Genomic DNA, 20,675 nt, shown 5'->3' with positions numbered 1-20,675 from the left:
ATAAAAAAGCCCCCGCTAGGCGGGGGCTTTTTCAAGTCATCACTTATTAAGCGATGATTTTGGCTACGACGCCAGCGCCGACGGTACGACCGCCTTCACGAATAGCGAAACGCAGACCATCTTCCATTGCGATGGTTTTGATCAGGGTGACAACCATTTTGATGTTGTCGCCTGGCATTACCATTTCAACGCCTTCCGGCAGTTCGCAGTTACCGGTCACGTCAGTGGTCCGGAAGTAGAACTGTGGACGGTAGCCTTTGAAGAACGGAGTGTGGCGACCGCCTTCTTCTTTGCTCAACACGTACACTTCAGCTTCGAAGGTAGTGTGCGGCTTAACCGAACCTGGCTTGACCAGAACCTGGCCACGCTCAACGTCGTCACGCTTGGTGCCGCGCAGCAGCACGCCGCAGTTCTCGCCAGCACGACCTTCGTCGAGCAGCTTACGGAACATTTCAACACCGGTGCAGGTGGTGACGGTAGTGTCACGCAGACCAACGATTTCCAGTGGATCCTGAACCTTGACGATACCGCGCTCGATACGGCCAGTTACAACAGTACCGCGACCGGAGATCGAGAATACGTCTTCGATTGGCATCAGGAACGGCTTGTCGATAACACGGACTGGATCTGGGATGTAGCTGTCCAGAGTCTCAACCAGCTTACGAACGGCAGTGGTGCCCATTTCGTTGTCGTCTTGGCCGTTCAGAGCCATCAGAGCCGAACCGATGATGATCGGAGTGTCGTCACCTGGGAAGTCGTAAGTGCTCAGCAGATCGCGCACTTCCATCTCAACCAGTTCCAGCAGCTCAGCGTCGTCAACCATGTCAGCCTTGTTCAGGAAGACAACGATGTACGGAACGCCAACCTGACGGGACAACAGGATGTGCTCACGGGTTTGTGGCATCGGACCATCAGCGGCCGAGCAAACCAGGATAGCGCCGTCCATCTGTGCAGCACCGGTGATCATGTTCTTCACATAGTCAGCGTGACCTGGGCAGTCAACGTGAGCGTAGTGACGGATCAGCGAGTTGTATTCAACGTGCGCGGTGTTGATGGTGATACCACGAGCCTTTTCTTCTGGAGCGCTGTCGATTTTATCGAAAGCAACAACAGCCGAACCGAAAACTTCGGAGCAGACGCGAGTCAGAGCAGCGGTCAGCGTGGTTTTACCGTGGTCGACGTGACCGATGGTGCCAACGTTGACGTGCGGGAGGGTACGGTCAAATTTTTCTTTAGCCACGACAATTAACTCCTAGCCTAAAGGGGCTGAATCAGCCTTGTTTTTTGGTAACGGTTTCGACGATGTGCGACGGAGCCGTATTGTATTTTTTGAATTCCATAGAGTAGCTTGCGCGACCTTGGGACATGGAACGGACGTCGGTCGCATAACCGAACATCTCACCCAACGGAACCTCGGCGCGAATCACTTTGCCGGAAACCGTGTCTTCCATACCCAGGATCATGCCGCGACGACGGTTAAGGTCGCCCATCACGTCACCCATATAGTCTTCAGGCGTAACAACCTCTACCGCCATGATCGGCTCAAGCAACTCACCACCGCCCTTCTGGGCCAGTTGCTTGGTCGCCATGGAAGCAGCCACCTTAAACGCCATCTCGTTGGAGTCGACGTCGTGGTAGGAACCATCAAACACGGTAGCCTTCAGGCCGATCAGCGGATAGCCGGCAACAACGCCGTTCTTCATCTGCTCTTCGATACCCTTCTGGATAGCCGGGATGTATTCCTTAGGAACCACACCACCTACTACTTCGTTCACGAATTGCAGACCTTCCTGACCTTCGTCAGCAGGAGCAAAACGAATCCAGCAGTGACCGAACTGGCCACGACCGCCGGATTGGCGAACGAACTTACCTTCGATTTCACAGTTCTTCGTGATGCGCTCACGATAGGAAACCTGAGGCTTACCGATGTTGGCTTCGACGTTGAACTCACGGCGCATCCGGTCAACCAGGATGTCCAGGTGCAACTCGCCCATGCCGGAGATGATCGTTTGACCAGTCTCTTCATCAGTTTTGACGCGGAAAGATGGATCTTCCTGAGCGAGTTTGCCCAGAGCGATACCCATTTTTTCCTGGTCGTCCTTGGTCTTAGGCTCTACGGCAACCGAAATAACCGGCTCCGGGAAGTCCATGCGAACCAGGATGATTGGCTTGTCAGCGTTGCACAAAGTCTCACCAGTGGTGACGTCCTTCATGCCGATCAAGGCCGCGATGTCGCCAGCGCGTACTTCCTTGATTTCTTCACGGGCGTTTGCGTGCATTTGCACCATACGACCCACACGCTCTTTCTTGCCTTTAACCGAGTTGATCACGCCGTCGCCGGAGGCCAACACGCCCGAGTAAACTCGAACAAAGGTCAAGGTACCCACGAATGGGTCAGTAGCGATCTTGAACGCCAGAGCCGAGAACGGCTCGCTGTCGTCTGCGTGACGCTCCATTTCCTTGGTCTCGTCATCCGGGTCAGTACCCTTGATGGCAGGAATGTCGGTAGGAGCAGGCAGGTAGTCGATAACGGCGTCGAGAACCAGGGGAACGCCCTTGTTCTTGAAGGAAGAACCGCAAACAGCCAGAACGATCTCACCAGCGATAGTACGCTGACGCAGAGCGGCCTTGATTTCCGCGTTGGTGAGTTCTTCACCTTCGAGGTACTTGTTCATCAGCTCTTCGCTGGCTTCGGCCGCAGCCTCAACCATGTTGCCGCGCCACTCGTCAGCCAGTTCCTGCAGTTCAGCAGGGATAGGCTCGCGACGTGGAACCATGCCTTTGTCAGCATCGTTCCAGTAAACAGCTTCCATAGCCAACAGATCGATCTGGCCCTGGAAGTTGTCTTCGGAACCGATAGCCAATTGGATCGGCACCGGAGTGTGACCCAGACGCTGTTTGATCTGACCGATCACGCGCAGGAAGTTCGCACCAGCACGGTCCATCTTGTTTACGTAAACAAGACGTGGAACGCCGTACTTGTTGGCTTGACGCCATACGGTTTCCGACTGAGGCTCAACACCCGAGGTACCGCAGAACACAACGACCGCGCCGTCGAGAACACGCAGGGAACGTTCAACTTCAATTGTGAAGTCAACGTGGCCCGGGGTGTCGATGACGTTGAAGCGGTATTGATCTTTGTGCTGCTTCTCGGAACCCTGCCAGAAGGCGGTAATAGCAGCAGAAGTAATGGTAATACCACGCTCCTGCTCCTGAACCATCCAGTCTGTGGTCGCGGCGCCGTCATGCACCTCGCCCATTTTGTGACTTTTGCCAGTGTAAAAAAGGACGCGCTCGGTGGTGGTGGTTTTACCAGCATCCACGTGAGCAACGATACCAATGTTACGGTAGCGATTAATCGGTGTTGTACGAGCCATAAAGCCCTCGCAAAATTAGTGACGCTAAAATTAGAAGCGGTAGTGCGAGAAAGCCTTGTTGGCTTCAGCCATACGGTGCACGTCTTCACGCTTCTTAACTGCAGCACCTTTACCTTCAGCGGCGTCCAACAGTTCGCCAGCCAAACGCAGAGCCATAGACTTTTCGCCGCGCTTGCGGGCGAAGTCTACCAACCAGCGCATTGCCAGGGCGTTACGACGGGACGGGCGAACTTCGACCGGAACCTGGTAAGTAGCACCGCCTACACGGCGCGACTTCACTTCGACCAGCGGAGCGATGGCGTCGAGAGCTTTCTCGAAGATTTCCAGGGGATCGCTGTTCTTGCGTTCTTTAACCTTTTCCAGCGCGCCATAAACGATACGTTCGGCAACGGCTTTCTTGCCGCTTTCCATAACGTGGTTCATGAACTTGGCCAGGATTTGGCTTCCGTATTTTGGATCGTCAAGCACTTCGCGCTTGGCTGCTACGCGTCTTCTTGGCATGGATAAGCCCTCAAACGGTCTTCAGGTTCGCTCGGAATCGGTGCCCTTTCGGGACGCCTCCGACCTTACTCTTATCGACTCAGAAAAATAGAAAATCAGTTTTTACAAAAAGCAGCTACTACTTAGGCTTCTTGGTACCGTACTTCGAACGACCCTGGTTACGACCTTTAACGCCGGAAGTATCCAAAGAACCGCGTACGGTGTGGTAACGAACACCTGGCAAGTCTTTTACACGACCGCCGCGGATCAGTACCACGCTGTGCTCTTGCAGGTTGTGGCCTTCACCGCCGATGTACGAGGAAACCTCGAAACCGTTGGTCAGACGCACACGGCATACTTTACGCAGTGCCGAGTTAGGTTTTTTCGGCGTGGTGGTATACACACGGGTGCATACGCCACGACGTTGCGGGCAGTTCTGCAGCGCAGGCACGTCGGATTTCTCGACGATACGCTTACGCGGCTGACGTACCAGCTGGTTGATAGTTGCCATCTACTAGCTCCACTGTTGTCTTGCGACGCTATTGTCTTGCAAGAAAAGCAAAATGGCAGGAACGAATTCCCGCCAAATTTAGGGGTACAAGAGTCTAAAGAGGATCTTGTCCCCAGTCAAGGCAAGGCCCCAACCTCCCCGCTCATCCAACCTCGACAAATTGTCTCGATTCGATGAACGGAAAGGCCGGGGCCCCACGCTTAGTTACTGCAGAACTCAGTTACCGCTCGAGTTCAGTGCTTCGGTCAGTGCAGCTTCCACTTCACTGGCGCTTACGCGCAACGGTTTGTCAGCATCACGACGGCGCTTACGCTCGCTGTGATAAGCCAGACCGGTACCCGCCGGGATCAAACGACCCACGACCACGTTTTCTTTCAGGCCGCGCAGGTAATCGCGCTTGCCGGTTACCGCCGCTTCGGTCAGTACGCGAGTGGTTTCCTGGAAGGAAGCCGCCGAGATGAACGATTCGGTGGACAACGACGCCTTGGTGATACCCAACAGCACGCGGGTGAACTTGGAAACGAATTTCTCGTCGCCAGCCAGACGCTCGTTCTCTACCAGAACGTGAGTCAATTCCATCTGGTCGCCCTTGATGAAAGTGGAATCGCCGGATTCAGCGATTTCAACTTTACGCAGCATCTGACGCAGGATGGTCTCGATGTGCTTATCGTTGATCTTCACGCCTTGCAGACGATAAACGTCCTGGATCTCGTTCACGATGTACTTGGCTAGCGCACTCACACCCAGCAGACGCAGGATGTCGTGTGGATCGCTCGGGCCGTCGGAGATAACTTCGCCGCGGTTTACCTGTTCGCCTTCGAAGACGTTCAGGTGACGCCACTTCGGAATCAGCTCTTCGTACGGATCGCTACCGTCGTTCGGGGTAATGACCAGACGGCGCTTGCCTTTGGTCTCTTTACCGAACGCGATGGTGCCGCTGACTTCAGCCAGGATCGAGGCTTCTTTCGGACGACGGGCTTCGAACAAGTCGGCAACACGCGGCAGACCACCGGTGATGTCGCGTGTTTTCGAAGTTTCTTGCGGGATACGGGCGATAACATCACCGATCGCAACCTGCACACCATCCGCCACACCAACCAGGGCGTTAGCCGGCAGGAAGTACTGAGCCGGTACGTCGGTACCTGGCAGCAGCAGATCCTTGCCATCGACACCGACCATCTTAACGGCAGGACGAATGTCCTTACCGGCAGCTGGACGGTCTTTGGCGTCGAGTACTTCAATGTTGGTCATACCGGTCAATTCGTCAGTCTGACGCTTGATCGTGATGCCTTCTTCCATGCCCACGTAGGTCACGGTACCTTTCATTTCGGTAACGATTGGGTGAGTGTGCGGATCCCACTTGGCCACGATTGCGCCAGCGTCGACCTTGTCACCTTCTTTAACCGAAATCACAGCACCGTACGGCAGCTTGTAACGCTCGCGCTCACGACCGAAGTCATCAGCGATTGCCAGCTCACCGGAACGGGACACAGCAACCAGGCAACCATCCACTCGCTCAACGTGCTTCAGGTTGTGCAGACGGACGGTACCGCCATTCTTCACCTGAACGCTGTCAGCTGCGGAGGTCCGGCTTGCCGCACCACCGATGTGGAACGTACGCATGGTCAGCTGGGTACCCGGCTCACCGATGGACTGGGCAGCGATAACGCCGACCGCTTCACCGATGTTCACCTGGTGACCACGAGCCAAGTCACGGCCGTAGCACTTGGCGCAAATGCCGTAGCGGGTTTCGCAGCTGATCGGCGAACGCACGATCACTTCGTCGATGCTGTTCAGCTCGATGAACTCGACCCACTTCTCGTCTACCAATGTACCGGCAGGAACGATGATTTCTTCGGTACCCGGCTTGAACACGTCACGGGCAATAACACGACCCAATACGCGCTCACCCAGCGGCTCAACAACGTCACCGCCTTCAATGTGCGGAGTCATTACCAGGCCATGCTCGGTGCCGCAATCGATCTCGGTCACAACCAGATCCTGCGCCACGTCTACCAGACGACGAGTCAGGTAACCGGAGTTCGCAGTTTTCAACGCGGTATCCGCCAAACCTTTACGAGCACCGTGAGTGGAGATGAAGTACTGAAGTACGCTCAAACCTTCACGGAAGTTCGCAGTAATCGGCGTTTCGATGATGGAACCGTCCGGCTTGGCCATCAGGCCACGCATACCGGCAAGCTGACGGATCTGCGCAGCAGAACCCCGTGCGCCCGAGTCGGCCATCATGTACATCGAGTTGAAGGACTCTTGGTCGACTTCGACACCATGGCGGTCGATGACTTTCTCTTTCGAGAGGTTGGCCATCATCGCCTTGGAAACTTCGTCGTTCGCCTTGGACCAAAGGTCGATCACTTTGTTGTACTTCTCGCCCTGGGTTACCAGGCCGGAGGCGTACTGACTTTCGATCTCTTTCACTTCATCAGTTGCAGCATTGATGATGCGGGCTTTTTCATCCGGGATAACGAAGTCGTTAACACCGATGGAAACGCCGGAAATGGTCGAATAGGCAAAACCGGTGTACATCAACTGGTCAGCGAAGATCACGGTCTCTTTCAAACCAACCACGCGGTAGCACTGGTTGATCAGCTTGGAGATCGCCTTTTTCTTCATCGGCTGGTTGACGACGTCGTACGACAGGCCAGGTGGAACAACCTGGAACAACAGCGCACGGCCGACAGTGGTGTCGACGATACGAGTGTTCTTGACGCTGCCGCCATCACGATCGTTTACGGTTTCGTTGATCCGCACTTTGACTTTAGCGTGCAGTGCGGCTTCGCCGGCACGGAACACACGGTCAACTTCTTGCAGATCCGCAAACACACGACCTTCGCCCTTGGCGTTGATCGCTTCACGAGTCATGTAGTACAGACCCAATACAACGTCCTGCGACGGAACGATGATTGGCTCACCGTTGGCTGGCGACAGAATGTTGTTGGTCGACATCATCAACGCACGCGCTTCCAACTGAGCTTCCAGTGTCAGCGGTACGTGCACGGCCATTTGGTCGCCGTCGAAGTCGGCGTTGTACGCAGCACAGACCAGAGGGTGCAGCTGGATAGCCTTACCTTCGATCAGTACTGGTTCAAACGCCTGGATACCCAGACGGTGAAGGGTCGGTGCACGGTTGAGGAGAACCGGGTGTTCACGGATCACTTCAGCGAGAACGTCCCAAACTTCTGGCAGCTCGCGCTCGACCATTTTCTTGGCAGCTTTGATGGTGGTAGCGAGACCACGCATTTCCAGCTTGCCGAAAATGAACGGCTTGAACAGCTCGAGAGCCATTTTCTTCGGCAGACCGCACTGGTGCAGACGCAGGGTCGGACCTACGGTAATTACCGAACGACCGGAGTAGTCAACACGCTTACCGAGCAAGTTCTGACGGAAACGACCTTGCTTACCCTTGATCATGTCAGCCAGGGATTTCAGAGGACGCTTGTTGGAACCAGTGATAGCGCGGCCACGACGACCGTTGTCGAGCAGTGCATCGACGGCTTCCTGCAACATACGCTTTTCGTTGCGCACGATGATGTCCGGAGCGGACAGATCAAGCAGGCGCTTCAAGCGGTTGTTACGGTTGATCACTCGACGATACAGATCGTTGAGGTCGGAAGTCGCGAAGCGACCGCCATCCAGCGGGACCAGTGGACGCAGATCTGGCGGCAGAACCGGCAGAACGGTCAGCACCATCCATTCTGGAAGGTTGCCGGAACCCTGGAAGGCTTCCATCAACTTCAGACGCTTGGACAGCTTCTTGATTTTGGTTTCGGAGTTGGTTTGCGGAATTTCTTCGCGCAGACGGCCAATCTCGTGCTCCAGGTCGATAGCGTGCAGCAGCTCACGAACAGCTTCGGCACCCATGCGGGCATCGAAATCGTCGCCGAACTCTTCCAGCGCTTCGAAGTACTGCTCATCGTTCAGCAGCTGACCTTTTTCAAGGGTGGTCATGCCTGGATCGATAACGACATAGCTCTCGAAATAGAGAACGCGTTCGATATCACGCAGGGTCATGTCCATCAGCAAGCCGATACGCGACGGCAGCGATTTCAGGAACCAGATGTGGGCAACTGGCGAGGCCAGTTCGATGTGCGCCATGCGCTCACGACGAACTTTAGCCAGCGCGACTTCAACGCCGCACTTCTCGCAGATCACACCACGGTGCTTCAAGCGCTTGTACTTACCGCACAGGCACTCGTAATCCTTTACCGGGCCAAAGATTTTGGCGCAGAACAGGCCGTCACGCTCAGGTTTGAACGTACGGTAGTTGATGGTTTCCGGCTTTTTAACTTCACCGAACGACCACGAACGGATCATCTCAGGCGATGCCAATCCAATACGGATGGCGTCGAACTCTTCGACTTGACCCTGGTTTTTCAGCAAATTCAGTAGGTCTTTCAAGGCCTTTCCTCCTGGCGGAGCAGAGAGCGGGCAATCCTGCCCCGCTCTCGATTCGCGTCACGTGTTATTCGGTTTCCAGATCGATATCGATGCCGAGGGAACGAATTTCCTTGATCAACACGTTGAAAGACTCGGGCATGCCCGGCTCCATACGGTGATCGCCATCCACGATGTTTTTGTACATCTTGGTACGGCCGTTCACATCGTCCGACTTCACTGTGAGCATTTCTTGCAGAGTGTAAGCGGCACCGTATGCTTCCAGTGCCCAGACCTCCATCTCCCCGAAACGCTGACCACCGAACTGTGCCTTACCACCCAGCGGCTGCTGGGTAACCAGGCTGTACGAACCGGTAGAACGAGCGTGCATCTTGTCGTCTACCAAGTGGTTCAGCTTCAGCATGTACATGTAGCCAACAGTAACCGGGCGCTCGAACTTGTTGCCGGTACGGCCGTCGGTCAGCTGCATCTGGCCGCTTTCTGGCAGGTCTGCCAGTTTCAGCATGGCCTTGATTTCGCTTTCCTTGGCGCCGTCGAACACTGGAGTGGCCATTGGAACGCCGCCACGCAGGTTCTTCGCCAGATCCAGGATTTCCTGGTCGGAGAAGCTATCCAGATCTTCGTTACGACCGCCGATCTGGTTGTAGATCTCGTCGAGGAATTTACGAAGCTCAGCGACTTTGCGCTGCTCTTCGATCATCCGGTTGATCTTCTCGCCCAGACCTTTAGCCGCGAGGCCGAGGTGGGTTTCAAGGATCTGACCAACGTTCATACGCGAAGGTACGCCCAACGGGTTGAGGACGACGTCGACCGGGGTGCCATTGGCATCGTGCGGCATGTCTTCAACCGGCATGATCACGGAGACCACACCTTTGTTACCGTGACGACCGGCCATCTTGTCGCCCGGCTGGATGCGGCGACGGATTGCCAGGTAAACCTTGACGATTTTCAGCACGCCTGGAGCCAGGTCATCGCCCTGCTGCAGTTTGCGCTTCTTGTCTTCGAACTTGTCGTCCAGCAGACGGCGACGATCAACGATGTAGGCCTGGGCCTTCTCGAGCTGCTCGTTCAGAGCATCTTCAGTCATGCGCAGTTTGAACCACTGACCATGCTCAAGACCGTCGAGAACTTCGTCGGTGATGTCCTGACCTTTCTTCAGGCCGGCGCCGCCTTCGGCTTTGTGGCCGACCAGAGCGGAACGCAGACGTTCGAAAGTTGCGCCTTCAACGATACGGAACTCTTCGTTCAGATCCTTGCGGATCTCGTCGAGTTGAGTCTTCTCGATGGACAGTGCACGAGCATCACGCTCAACGCCGTCACGAGTGAAGACCTGTACGTCGATGACGGTACCCTTGGTGCCGGTAGGCACGCGCAGGGAGGTGTCTTTAACGTCGCTGGCTTTTTCACCGAAGATGGCACGCAACAGCTTCTCTTCCGGAGTCAGTTGGGTCTCGCCTTTCGGAGTGACCTTACCAACCAGGATGTCGCCTGCGCCAACTTCAGCACCTACGTAAACGATACCGGCTTCGTCCAGCTTGTTCAGTGCAGCTTCACCCACGTTCGGGATGTCTGCAGTGATTTCCTCTGGCCCAAGCTTGGTGTCACGAGCCACACAGGTCAGTTCCTGAATGTGGATCGTGGTGAAGCGATCTTCTTGAACAACTCGTTCCGACAGGCAGATGGAGTCTTCGAAGTTGTAACCGTTCCAGGCCATGAACGCGATGCGCATGTTCTGACCCAGCGCCAGTTCACCCATGTCGGTGGACGGGCCGTCAGCCATGATGTCGCTGCGCTGAACCCGATCACCTTTACGCACCAGCGGACGCTGGTTGATGCAGGTGTTCTGGTTGGAGCGGGTGTATTTGGTCAGGTTGTAGATGTCGACACCAGCTTCACCGGTCTCAACTTCGTCATCAGCAACGCGAACCACGATACGGCTGGCATCAACGGAGTCAATCACGCCGCCACGACGAGCTACGACGCAAACGCCGGAGTCACGAGCTACGTTACGCTCCATGCCGGTACCGACCAGCGGCTTGTCAGCGCGCAGGGTTGGTACAGCTTGACGCTGCATGTTCGAACCCATCAACGCACGGTTGGCGTCATCGTGCTCGAGGAACGGGATCAGCGACGCTGCAACCGAAACTACCTGCTTCGGCGATACGTCCATCAAGGTGACGTCTTCCGGCGCCTTGACGGTGAACTCGTTCAAGTGACGAACAGCTACCAGCTCGTCGATCAGCATTTTCTTGTCGTTCATCGTGGCCGAAGCCTGAGCGATCACGTGATCAGCTTCTTCGATGGCGGACAGGAACACGATCTCGTCGGTGACCAGAGCGTCTTTCACCACACGGTACGGGCTTTCGAGGAAGCCGTACTGGTTGGTGCGCGCATAGGCGGCCAGGGAGTTGATCAGACCGATGTTCGGACCTTCCGGCGTTTCAATCGGGCATACACGACCGTAGTGAGTCGGGTGTACGTCACGAACTTCAAAGCCAGCACGCTCACGAGTCAAACCGCCAGGGCCGAGTGCAGAAACACGACGCTTGTGGGTGATCTCGGACAGCGGGTTGTTCTGGTCCATGAACTGGGAAAGCTGGCTGGAACCGAAGAACTCTTTCACCGCCGCAGCCACTGGCTTGGCGTTGATCAGGTCTTGCGGCATCAGGCCTTCGCTTTCAGCCATCGACAGACGCTCTTTGACCGCACGCTCAACACGTACCAGGCCAACGCGGAACTGGTTCTCGGCCATCTCGCCTACGCAGCGAACACGACGGTTACCCAGGTGGTCGATGTCATCGACGATGCCTTTACCGTTACGGATGTCGACCAGAGTCTTCAGAACCGCGACGATGTCTTCTTTGCACAACACGCCCGAACCTTCGATCTCGGTACGACCGATACGACGGTTGAACTTCATCCGGCCGACCGCAGACAGGTCATAGCGCTCAGGGCTGAAGAACAGGTTGTTGAACAGAGTCTCGGCAGCGTCTTTGGTTGGCGGCTCGCCTGGACGCATCATGCGATAGATTTCGACCAGCGCTTCCAATTGGTTGCTGGTGGAGTCGATCTTCAGAGTGTCGGAGACGAACGGACCGCAGTCGATATCGTTGGTGTACAGAGTTTCGATGCGAACAACCTGGGCCTTGGCAATTTTTGCCAGGATCTCGGTGTTCAGCTCGGTGTTGCACTCTGCCAGGATTTCGCCGGTTGCCGGATGCACGATGGCCTTGGCGGTAGTACGACCCAGGACGTAGTCCAAAGGCACTTCCAGGGTCTTGAGACCGGCTTTTTCGATCTGGTTGATGTGGCGCGCAGTAATACGGCGACCAGCCTCAACGATGACCTTGCCCTTCTCGTCCTGAATATCAAGTACAGCGATTTCACCACGCAGACGCGAAGCAATCAGTTCCAGGCTGAGGGTTTCGCCGCTCAGATGGAAAACGTTGGTGGTGTAGAACGCGTCCAGCACTTCTTCAGTGGTATAGCCGAGCGCGCGCAGCAATACCGATGCAGGCAGCTTGCGACGACGGTCAATACGCACGAACACGCAGTCTTTCGGATCGAACTCGAAGTCCAACCACGAACCGCGGTAAGGAATGATGCGCGCGGAGTACAGCAGTTTACCGGAGCTGTGCGTCTTGCCACGGTCGTGGTCGAAGAACACGCCCGGGGAACGGTGCAGCTGGGAAACGATTACACGCTCGGTACCGTTGATTACGAAGGTACCGTTCTCAGTCATCAGGGGGATTTCACCCATGTAGACTTCTTGCTCTTTGATGTCCTTGATCGCTTTGTTCGACGATTCTTTGTCGAAAATGATCAGGCGCACTTTTACCCGCAAAGGTACGGCGTAAGTTACACCGCGCAATACGCATTCTTTGACATCAAATGCCGGTTCGCCCAAGCGATAACCGACGTACTCCAGCGCAGCATTGCCGGAGTAGCTGATGATCGGGAAAACGGATTTGAAGGCCGCATGCAGGCCCACGTCGCGGAACTGATCTTTAGTCGCTCCCGCTTGCAAGAATTCACGATACGAATCCAGCTGGATGGCCAGGAGGTACGGCACATCCATGACGTCCGGCAACTTGCTAAAGTCCTTGCGGATACGTTTTTTCTCAGTATATGAGTAAGCCATCAGCGTTCCCCAGCTTGGTCACCTGCTTGTTTGGCCCCTCCCGACGGGAGCAGCCAGAAAATCGTGCAAACCCCATGGTTTGCGCCACCGCATCGGGTGGTTACAGCTCGTTATCAGCACCGACCCAGTCGGCTGCCAATAACGGAAAAAGGCCGGTGGCAAGAGCCACCAGCCATCAGCCTTTCGCTTAACGCTTGGGCTGGAGGTGCAAAGTCGATGCTTATTTCAGCTCGACTTTAGCGCCTGCTTCTTCCAGAGTGGCTTTTGCTTTGTCAGCTGCGTCTTTCGAAACAGCTTCCAGAACGATGCCAGGAGCGCCGTCAACTACTGCCTTGGCTTCTTTCAGGCCCAGACCGGTCAGCTCACGTACTGCCTTGATCACGTTAACTTTCTTCTCGCCAGCTTCGGTCAGCATGACGTTGAATTCAGTTTGTTCTTCAACAACGGCAGCAACAGCAGCTGGACCAGCGGAAGCAGCGGCAGCGGAAACGCCGAACTTCTCTTCCATGGCCTTGATCAGCTCAACGATTTCCAGAACGGATTTTTCGCCGATTGCTTCGATGATTTGGTCGTTAGTCAGAGACATGACTATAAATTCCTGTATTGGGGTGACAGCCTACGCGGCCATCGAAATAAACAATAAACGCTGAAAGGAGTCGCTCAGCCTTAGGCTGCGGCAGCTTCTTTCTGGTCGCGAAGGGCCGCCAGAGTACGAGCCAATTTGCTGGTTGCGCCTTGAATCACGCTCATCAGCTGAGAAATTGCTTCGTCACGGGTCGGCAGACTTGCCAGTACGTCGATCTGATTAGCTGCGAGGAACTTGCCCTCGAACGCAGCTGCCTTGATCTCGAACTTATCCTGACCTTTTGCGAACTCTTTGAAGATACGAGCAGCAGCGCCCGGATGTTCTTTGGAGAATGCAATCAAGGTCGGGCCAGTGAACACGTCGTTGAGCACGTCATATTGAGTGCCAGCAACGGCGCGCTTGAGCAGGGTGTTACGTACAACACGTACGTAAACGCCAGCTTCACGAGCCTCTTTACGGAGTCCGGTCATAGCGCTTACTGTCACGCCGCGGGCATCAGCCACAACAGCAGACAGGGCAACATTGGCAGCCTCGTTGACTTCAGCGACGATGGCCTTCTTGTCTTCGAGTTTAATTGCCACGGGTTTAACTCCTGCTTGTTACCGTTTCATCCAACCGGAGCCGGATGTCGTTTTGGTGTCTGATTCGGTAAGGAACCGGGAGCACCATCTGCGTAGGCTTGAGGTTTAAGACTTGCGTCGCCTACGGTCTTGGATAGCCCCCGCCAGGCAGGGACCCCAATCTTTCAATTGGCGCAATCGCTTGCGCCAACCTGTGTCTTACGCGTCGAGCGAGCCTTGGTCGATGACCAGACCTGGACCCATGGTGGTGCTCAGGGTAACGCGCTTGACGTAAATGCCTTTCGAGGAAGCTGGCTTGATACGCTTCAGATCAGCGATCAGGGCTTCAACGTTTTCCTTCAGCTTGACAGCGTCGAAACCGACCTTGCCAACGGAAGTGTGGATGATGCCGTTTTTGTCGGTGCGATAACGAACCTGACCAGCCTTGGCGTTTTTAACCGCGGTAGCTACGTCTGGAGTTACGGTGCCGACTTTAGGGTTAGGCATCAGGCCACGTGGACCGAGGATCTGACCCAACTGACCCACAACGCGCATTGCATCCGGGGATGCGATAACGACGTCATAGTTCAGGTCGCCGCCTTTCATTTCGGCAGCCAGATCGTCCATACCTACACGGTCAGCGCCGGCAGCCAGAGCGGCCTCAGCAGCTGGACCCTGGGTGAACACAGCAACGCGAACAGTCTTACCAGTGCCGTGTGGCAGCACAGTAGCGCTACGAACAACCTGGTCGGATTTACGCGGGTCAACACCCAGGTTTACAGCAACGTCAAACGACTCGCTGAACTTGACAGTCGACAGCTCAGCCAGCAGAGCGGCAGCGTCTACAAAGTTGTAGGACTTGCCTGCTTCGATTTTGCCGGCGATAGCCTTTTGACGCTTGGTCAACTTAGCCATTACACACCCTCCACGTTAAGGCCCATGCTACGAGCAGAACCGGCGATAGTACGCACGGCTGCTTCCATATCAGCTGCAGTCAGATCCGCGTTTTTGGTTTTCGCGATTTCTTCCAGCTGAGCACGGGTCACGGTGCCAACCTTAACGGTGTTCGGACGAGCGGAGCCGCTAGTCAGACCAGCAGCTTTCTTCAGCAGAACCGAAGCAGGTGTGGATTTGGTTTCGAAAGTGAAGCTACGGTCGCTGTAGACAGTGATGATCACTGGAGTCGGCAGACCTGCTTCAAGACCCTGAGTACGGGCGTTGAAAGCCTTGCAGAATTCCATGATGTTCACGCCGTGCTGACCCAGTGCAGGACCAACAGGTGGACTTGGGTTAGCCTGAGCGGCCTTCACTTGCAGCTTGATGTAAGCGGTAATCTTCTTGGCCATGAGGCACTCCAATTACGGGTTCGAACGCCTCGAAAGGCTCCCCGGTTACTTGCGCGTTTATCCCAGTGACGACAAAACCCCACAGCCTAGGGCTGCGGGGTTGGGATGCTTGTCCAGCTAGACCTTTTCGACCTGGCTGAACTCTAGCTCTACCGGAGTAGAGCGACCGAAAATGAGCACTGCCACTTGGATTCGGCTCTTTTCGTAGTTAACTTCTTCAACCGTGCCGGTAAAGTCAGCAAACGGCCCGTCGTTGACGCGTACCGATTCGCCTGGCTCGAAGAGTGTCTTCGGCTTCGGCTTGTCGCTACCATCAGCAACGCGACGCAGAATCGCTTCTGCCTCTTTATCTGTGATTGGCGCAGGCTTGTCGGCAGTACCGCCGATGAAACCCATCACCCGAGGAGTATCCTTGACCAAGTGCCAAGTACCCTCATTCATGTCCATCTGAACCAGCACATAACCTGGGAAGAACTTGCGCTCGCTTTTGCGTTTCTGGCCATTACGCATTTCAACCACTTCTTCAGTGGGAACCAGAATTTCGCCGAAGCCATCTTCCATGCCAGCCAGCTTTACGCGCTCTAACAACGAGCGCATGACATGCTTCTCGTAACCGGAGTAAGCATGCACAACGTACCAACGCTTAGCCACGGGACACCCTTAGCCGACAATCAAGGAAACAAGCCAGCCGAGCAGGGAATCAAGCCCCCACAACAGCAACGCCATAACCAGAACAACAGCCACAACAATCAACGTGGTCTGCGTGGTTTCTTGGCGAGTTGGCCATACGACTTTACGAATCTCGGTGCGAGCTTCCTTAACCAGTACAAAGAAAGACTTGCCCTTGACTGTCTGCAGGCCTACAAAGGCAGCTACAGCAGCAATGGCGAGCAAAGCTAGTACGCGGTACAGGATCAGCGAAGCAGAGTAATACTGATTGCCAACAACGCCAACAACCACCAAAGCGACTACTACTAGCCACTTGAGCAGATCGAAGCGAGAGCCTTGAGCTTCAGCTTTAGGAGTCATCTATGAAGATCCTGTGAAAAGAAAGCCAGACACACCAAGTGAATCTGGCAGGTCAGGAGGGAATCGAACCCCCAACCTACGGTTTTGGAGACCGTCGCTCTGCCAATTGAGCTACTGACCTAAAACAAAATCAGGCCGACCATTATGCCGGCCCGAAAAAGACATTACAACAATTTACTCGATGACTTTAGCTACGACACCAGCGCCGACGGTACGACCGCCCTCACGGATAGCGAAACGAAGACCATCTTCCATCGCGATGGTTTTGATCAGGGTAACGGTCATCTGAACGTTATCACCCGGCATCACCATTTCAACGCCTTCTGGCAATTCGCAGTTACCGGTCACATCCGTAGTACGGAAATAGAACTGTGGACGGTAGCCTTTGAAGAACGGAGTGTGACGACCGCCTTCTTCCTTGCTCAGAACGTAAACTTCTGCAGTGAACTTGGTGTGCGGCTTGACAGTGCCCGGCTTGACCAGAACCTGGCCACGCTCAACATCATCACGCTTGGTACCACGCAGCAGCACCCCACAGTTCTCGCCAGCACGACCTTCGTCGAGCAGCTTGCGGAACATTTCAACACCAGTACAAGTAGTTTTGACAGTGTCACGAAGACCGACAATCTCAACTTCTTCCTGAATGCGAACAATGCCACGCTCAACACGACCAGTCACAACAGTACCGCGACCAGAGATCGAGAAAACATCCTCGATCGGCATCAGGAACGGCTTATCGATAGCACGCTCAGGCTGCGGAATGTAGCTATCCAGAGTCTCGACCAGCTTCTTGACGGCAGTAGTGCCCATCTCGTTGTCGTCTTGACCATTCAACGCCATCAGCGCCGAACCAATGATGATAGGAGTATCATCACCTGGGAAATCATAAGTGCTCAGCAGATCGCGCACTTCCATCTCAACCAATTCCAGCAGCTCAGCATCATCAACCATGTCAGCCTTATTCAGGAAGACAACGATGTACGGAACGCCAACCTGGCGAGAGAGCAAGATGTGCTCACGGGTTTGCGGCATCGGACCATCAGCGGCCGAGCAAACCAGAATTGCGCCATCCATCTGAGCAGCACCGGTGATCATGTTTTTTACGTAATCAGCGTGACCTGGGCAGTCAACGTGTGCGTAGTGACGCACGGCCGAATCGTATTCAACGTGAGCGGTGTTGATGGTGATACCACGAGCTTTTTCTTCTGGGGCGCTATCGATCTTGTCGAAGTCAACCTTCGCCGAACCGAAAACCTCGGAACAGACGCGAGTCAGCGCAGCGGTCAGCGTAGTTTTGCCATGGTCAACGTGACCGATAGTACCTACGTTAACGTGCGGCTTATTACGTTCGAACTTTTCCTTAGCCATCGAAACAACCCCCAGCAGAAGAATTGAGCAAGTAACATCAGCCATTAAAACAAAGGCAGATATTTTCATATCTGCCTTGTTATATGGAGCTCTTGAGCGGATTTGAACCGCTGACCTCACCCTTACCAAGGGTGTGCTCTACCAACTGAGCTACAAGAGCGCAACACTTTGCAGGATCTGCAAACTTGGAGCGGGTAGCGGGAATCGAACCCGCATCATCAGCTTGGAAGGCTGAGGTTCTACCACTAAACTATACCCGCGGAGCTTGCAGCTCTCGCTAAAAATGGTGGAGGGGGAAGGATTCGAACCTTCGAAGTCGTAGACGTCAGATTTACAGTCTGATCCCTTTGGCCGCTCGGGAACCCCTCCTAAGCGAGCCGGCATTCTATATCATGCCAGCCTTCTGTCAAGCATTTTCTCATAAAAAACCTGAGGTTAGCTGCGTTGACACCGCTTCGCGATGTTTACCGTTAAAGGTGTTCACTGCGAAGCGGGCGCCATTCTATGCAAACTATTCGGCAGGCGCAACCCCCTCGCACGGCATTATTTTATGTTTTAACTCATTGAATTCTTTGGAAAGGTTTTGCAGCTTCGAGTCGTCCAGTAAACGCCGGCTTTCGGGCGCTACACGAACCCAAAATCCCCCTGGCTCAGGAGAATCCTTTGGCAACGACTGAGCCCTGATATCCAAGCCACTCAATCGGCGCTCGATCGCTTGCGCGATCTCTTGCCGAGCAACGCCCCCCACATAGAGACACTCACCGTCAGCCTGAGGAGACCTTCCCTTATCACGAGCAACGTCAGTCGCCTCACTCAACAAGCGGATATCCTGCTGAGAGCCCCGATACAAGCTCAAGGGCGTCACATCCTTCGCGCGAAGGGGCGCCTCCTGTTGATGCCAGACGTAATAAAACACATTGAGGACGAGCAACAACAGAAACAACCAACGCATAAGAACCTCAGGGCAAAGGACACGCCATAGCCAAACCTACAAACACCAAGTCGGGAACCACCCTGGCATCAGGCACGATCCCGGAGACCAGGTCCGCATCCCCACCAGTAAGAAATACCGTGAAGCTTTCCCCCCAATAGCTCCGCGCCAGTTGGAGCTGAGTCAAAACAAAGCCCCTGAGCATCAAGGAGCACCCTCTCTCGACCGCCTCGACGGTTGTACGACCAGGAACAAGGCTTTCCAGAGCGCGCTCAGCCGCAAGATCCCCATAGCGAATTCGGCGCGTATGGGTGCGCAGCTGGTTACGCATCAAAGGCATTCCGGGACAAATAAACCCACCCAGATGCTCGCCGTCGCCAGCTATAAAGTCAGCAGTGACCGCCGTACCAAAATCCAGCACAAGACATGCGCCAGAGGCCAGATGAAAGCCCCCCAGCATCGCAAGCCAGCGATCAAGACCCAGCTTTTCATAGTCTTCGTAGCCGTTGCGAACCCCGGACATATCACGAGCAGGCGCCGCGCAAATCACGGTCACCCCGAAGGCCTCAACCAAAAGAGAGATCAAAACGTTGGTTTCTTCACCGGTTCTAACACTGACCAATCGACAGTGCTTCAGAGCCAACCCACTGAACTGTCTCAGCCCCTCCAGCAACGCGAGATCCGAGTCGACGACCCCTCCCGCAACCACCAATCGGAAGTCTGCACCGAGCACTCGCCACTTGATAAAGCTGTTTCCGCAGTCGAGCTCAAGAATCATCACGCAACCTCAGGCTGAGCTCACCACCACTAAAGACTTTTTCCACATCACCCACCTTCAAGCGCAAGGCACCTTGGCTATCAATGCCCATTACAACGCCGTCTATCTGATTGACGCCGGCAATCAACGACACAGCCCGGCCCTGCCACAGATGGTTTTGCTCCCATTCAGTATGGATCGCCGAAAACCCGTAGCGCTGATGACGATCCAAGTAATCCTGGAGCACCAACCCCAGCTCCACCACCAAGAGATTGCGATCATAAACCCTGCCGGATTCGAGCCGCATGGATGTCCACTGCTGATCAACCTCGTCGGCAGCCTGCATGTTCACATTGATTCCGACACCTAACACCACATGACACACATCCGCGGGATCACCCACCAGCTCAAGCAGTATGCCGGCGATTTTTTTTTGACCAACAAGAAGGTCGTTAGGCCATTTCAGGCCCACACCAGAAACCCCCTGCTTGCGCAAGGCGTGCATCACCGCAAGCCCCACAACCAAACTCAAGCCTTCCAGCTGTCGCATTCCACCCTCAATACGCAGAACGAGGCTGTAATAGAGGTTTTCTGCAAATGGACTTACCCATTTTCGACCTCGCCTTCCGCGACCAGCAGTCTGTCGCTCTGCAACGATCAAAAAAGGCGCAGCCTGACCTCGCTCGATGGCGCGTAAGGCCTCTGCATTAGTAGAGTCGATTGTATCGAAGACCTGGACAGGCCAACGGCAAGTAGACGACTCGTCATCTATCTCCGCAGGATCAAGCAGTGTCAATGGCGCAGCCAATTGATAGCCACGACCGCGCACCCTGTGGATAGATAAGCCCAATTCAGCCTCCAAATGCTGAAGCTGCTTCCATACAGCACTGCGACTGATACCCAGGGCAGCACCCAGGGCCTGACCTGAATGGAATCGGCCATCCTTTAGAAGCTTTAACAACGTCAGCATGCAAGTCTCGCCTCACAATGAGGCCCGAATGATAGCCATGCCCCGAGCCGTTGCATAGAAACCCTATTGGTCGAATTTTTCTTCGGGCAAAAACAAAACCCCTACCTGCATACGCAGATAGGGGTTTCGGAATTTAATCTTGACGATGACCTACTCTCACATGGGGAAACCCCACACTACCATCGGCGATGCATCGTTTCACTGCT

16 protein-coding genes and 4 tRNA genes are annotated in these 20,675 nt (G+C 54.8%); all 20 read right to left on the bottom strand.

The window, feature by feature from the left end; translation table 11 throughout:
• Positions 1-46: 46 nt before the first annotated feature.
• The 20 genes from tuf (ACWIKB_RS30655) to birA all read right to left on the bottom strand — a co-directional run bounded on the left by tuf (ACWIKB_RS30655) (position 47) and on the right by birA (position 20,469).
• On the bottom strand, positions 47-1,240 hold the full coding sequence (tuf, locus tag ACWIKB_RS30655) for an elongation factor Tu (protein WP_008145495.1): 1,194 nt from the start codon (positions 1,238-1,240) through the stop codon (positions 47-49).
• 31 nt (positions 1,241-1,271) lie between these two features.
• Entirely contained in the window at positions 1,272-3,377 is a 2,106-nt protein-coding gene (gene fusA, locus ACWIKB_RS30650) for an elongation factor G (RefSeq protein ID WP_475271235.1), read from the bottom strand.
• A gap of 30 nt (positions 3,378-3,407) precedes the next feature.
• A complete protein-coding gene (rpsG, locus tag ACWIKB_RS30645) occupies positions 3,408-3,878 on the bottom strand; it encodes a 30S ribosomal protein S7 (protein WP_002555493.1) in 471 nt (156 codons plus the stop codon).
• Positions 3,879-3,996: 118 nt separating this feature from the next.
• A complete protein-coding gene (rpsL, locus tag ACWIKB_RS30640; protein WP_002555494.1) occupies positions 3,997-4,368 on the bottom strand; it encodes a 30S ribosomal protein S12 in 372 nt (123 codons plus the stop codon).
• Positions 4,369-4,584: 216 nt separating this feature from the next.
• Complete coding sequence (rpoC, locus tag ACWIKB_RS30635) at positions 4,585-8,784, bottom strand: DNA-directed RNA polymerase subunit beta' (protein WP_475271234.1); 4,200 nt, start codon at positions 8,782-8,784, stop codon at positions 4,585-4,587.
• A gap of 64 nt (positions 8,785-8,848) precedes the next feature.
• Positions 8,849-12,922 (bottom strand): DNA-directed RNA polymerase subunit beta, encoded by a 4,074-nt coding sequence (gene rpoB / locus ACWIKB_RS30630; RefSeq protein WP_054052241.1) that lies wholly within the window; start codon positions 12,920-12,922, stop codon positions 8,849-8,851.
• Between the two features lie 220 nt (positions 12,923-13,142).
• Entirely contained in the window at positions 13,143-13,508 is a 366-nt protein-coding gene (rplL, locus tag ACWIKB_RS30625; protein WP_007896630.1) for a 50S ribosomal protein L7/L12, read from the bottom strand.
• Between the two features lie 80 nt (positions 13,509-13,588).
• A complete protein-coding gene (rplJ, locus tag ACWIKB_RS30620) occupies positions 13,589-14,089 on the bottom strand; it encodes a 50S ribosomal protein L10 (protein ID WP_028621539.1) in 501 nt (166 codons plus the stop codon).
• A 198-nt stretch (positions 14,090-14,287) separates the two neighbouring features.
• Complete coding sequence (rplA, locus tag ACWIKB_RS30615; protein WP_007896626.1) at positions 14,288-14,983, bottom strand: 50S ribosomal protein L1; 696 nt, start codon at positions 14,981-14,983, stop codon at positions 14,288-14,290.
• Positions 14,983-15,414: a 50S ribosomal protein L11 gene (gene rplK, locus ACWIKB_RS30610; RefSeq protein ID WP_095147410.1), complete on the bottom strand. Its 432-nt coding sequence runs from the start codon at positions 15,412-15,414 to the stop codon at positions 14,983-14,985. The genes rplA and rplK overlap by 1 nt, the downstream gene beginning before the upstream one ends.
• Positions 15,415-15,531: 117 nt before the next feature.
• The gene (gene nusG, locus ACWIKB_RS30605) at positions 15,532-16,065 is read right to left on the bottom strand and encodes a transcription termination/antitermination protein NusG (RefSeq protein ID WP_054052239.1); all 534 of its coding nucleotides are present in this window, start codon (positions 16,063-16,065) and stop codon (positions 15,532-15,534) included.
• A gap of 9 nt (positions 16,066-16,074) precedes the next feature.
• Positions 16,075-16,443, bottom strand: coding sequence for a preprotein translocase subunit SecE (secE, locus tag ACWIKB_RS30600; protein ID WP_475271233.1), 369 nt, complete (start codon positions 16,441-16,443; stop codon positions 16,075-16,077).
• Between the two features lie 45 nt (positions 16,444-16,488).
• Positions 16,489-16,564 (bottom strand) — tRNA-Trp (locus ACWIKB_RS30595).
• A 53-nt stretch (positions 16,565-16,617) separates the two neighbouring features.
• The gene (gene tuf / locus ACWIKB_RS30590) at positions 16,618-17,811 is read right to left on the bottom strand and encodes an elongation factor Tu (protein WP_007896619.1); all 1,194 of its coding nucleotides are present in this window, start codon (positions 17,809-17,811) and stop codon (positions 16,618-16,620) included.
• An 84-nt stretch (positions 17,812-17,895) separates the two neighbouring features.
• A tRNA-Thr gene (locus tag ACWIKB_RS30585) sits at positions 17,896-17,971 on the bottom strand.
• Positions 17,972-17,997: 26 nt separating this feature from the next.
• Positions 17,998-18,071, bottom strand: a tRNA-Gly gene (locus tag ACWIKB_RS30580).
• 24 nt (positions 18,072-18,095) lie between these two features.
• A tRNA-Tyr gene (locus ACWIKB_RS30575) sits at positions 18,096-18,180 on the bottom strand.
• Between the two features lie 142 nt (positions 18,181-18,322).
• Positions 18,323-18,763, bottom strand: coding sequence for a hypothetical protein (locus ACWIKB_RS30570; protein ID WP_475271232.1), 441 nt, complete (start codon positions 18,761-18,763; stop codon positions 18,323-18,325).
• 7 nt (positions 18,764-18,770) lie between these two features.
• A complete protein-coding gene (locus ACWIKB_RS30565; protein ID WP_475271231.1) occupies positions 18,771-19,520 on the bottom strand; it encodes a pantothenate kinase in 750 nt (249 codons plus the stop codon).
• Complete coding sequence (birA, locus tag ACWIKB_RS30560; RefSeq protein WP_475271230.1) at positions 19,510-20,469, bottom strand: bifunctional biotin--[acetyl-CoA-carboxylase] ligase/biotin operon repressor BirA; 960 nt, start codon at positions 20,467-20,469, stop codon at positions 19,510-19,512. The genes ACWIKB_RS30565 and birA overlap by 11 nt, the downstream gene beginning before the upstream one ends.
• Positions 20,470-20,675: the final 206 nt, after the last annotated feature.

The organism is Pseudomonas sp. 5Vm1k (assembly GCF_056161485.1).
This window is presented reverse-complemented; position numbering and strand designations above follow the sequence as displayed.

What these genes read in the sequence shown, in the direction of transcription:
- rpsL (WP_002555494.1), bottom strand. Translation starts at nt 4,368, where the DNA reads ATGGCAACTATCAACCAGCTGGTACGTCAGCCGCGTAAGCGTATCGTC.
- ACWIKB_RS30565 (WP_475271231.1), bottom strand. Translation starts at nt 19,520, where the DNA reads ATGATTCTTGAGCTCGACTGCGGAAACAGCTTTATCAAGTGGCGAGTG.
- rplK (WP_095147410.1), bottom strand. Translation starts at nt 15,414, where the DNA reads ATGGCCAAGAAGATTACCGCTTACATCAAGCTGCAAGTGAAGGCCGCT.
- secE (WP_475271233.1), bottom strand. Translation starts at nt 16,443, where the DNA reads ATGACTCCTAAAGCTGAAGCTCAAGGCTCTCGCTTCGATCTGCTCAAG.
- fusA (WP_475271235.1), bottom strand. Translation starts at nt 3,377, where the DNA reads ATGGCTCGTACAACACCGATTAATCGCTACCGTAACATTGGTATCGTT.
- ACWIKB_RS30570 (WP_475271232.1), bottom strand. Translation starts at nt 18,763, where the DNA reads ATGCGTTGGTTGTTTCTGTTGTTGCTCGTCCTCAATGTGTTTTATTAC.
- rpsG (WP_002555493.1), bottom strand. Translation starts at nt 3,878, where the DNA reads ATGCCAAGAAGACGCGTAGCAGCCAAGCGCGAAGTGCTTGACGATCCA.
- birA (WP_475271230.1), bottom strand. Translation starts at nt 20,469, where the DNA reads ATGCTGACGTTGTTAAAGCTTCTAAAGGATGGCCGATTCCATTCAGGT.
- rplL (WP_007896630.1), bottom strand. Translation starts at nt 13,508, where the DNA reads ATGTCTCTGACTAACGACCAAATCATCGAAGCAATCGGCGAAAAATCC.
- rpoB (WP_054052241.1), bottom strand. Translation starts at nt 12,922, where the DNA reads ATGGCTTACTCATATACTGAGAAAAAACGTATCCGCAAGGACTTTAGC.
- rplA (WP_007896626.1), bottom strand. Translation starts at nt 14,983, where the DNA reads ATGGCTAAGTTGACCAAGCGTCAAAAGGCTATCGCCGGCAAAATCGAA.
- tuf (WP_007896619.1), bottom strand. Translation starts at nt 17,811, where the DNA reads ATGGCTAAGGAAAAGTTCGAACGTAATAAGCCGCACGTTAACGTAGGT.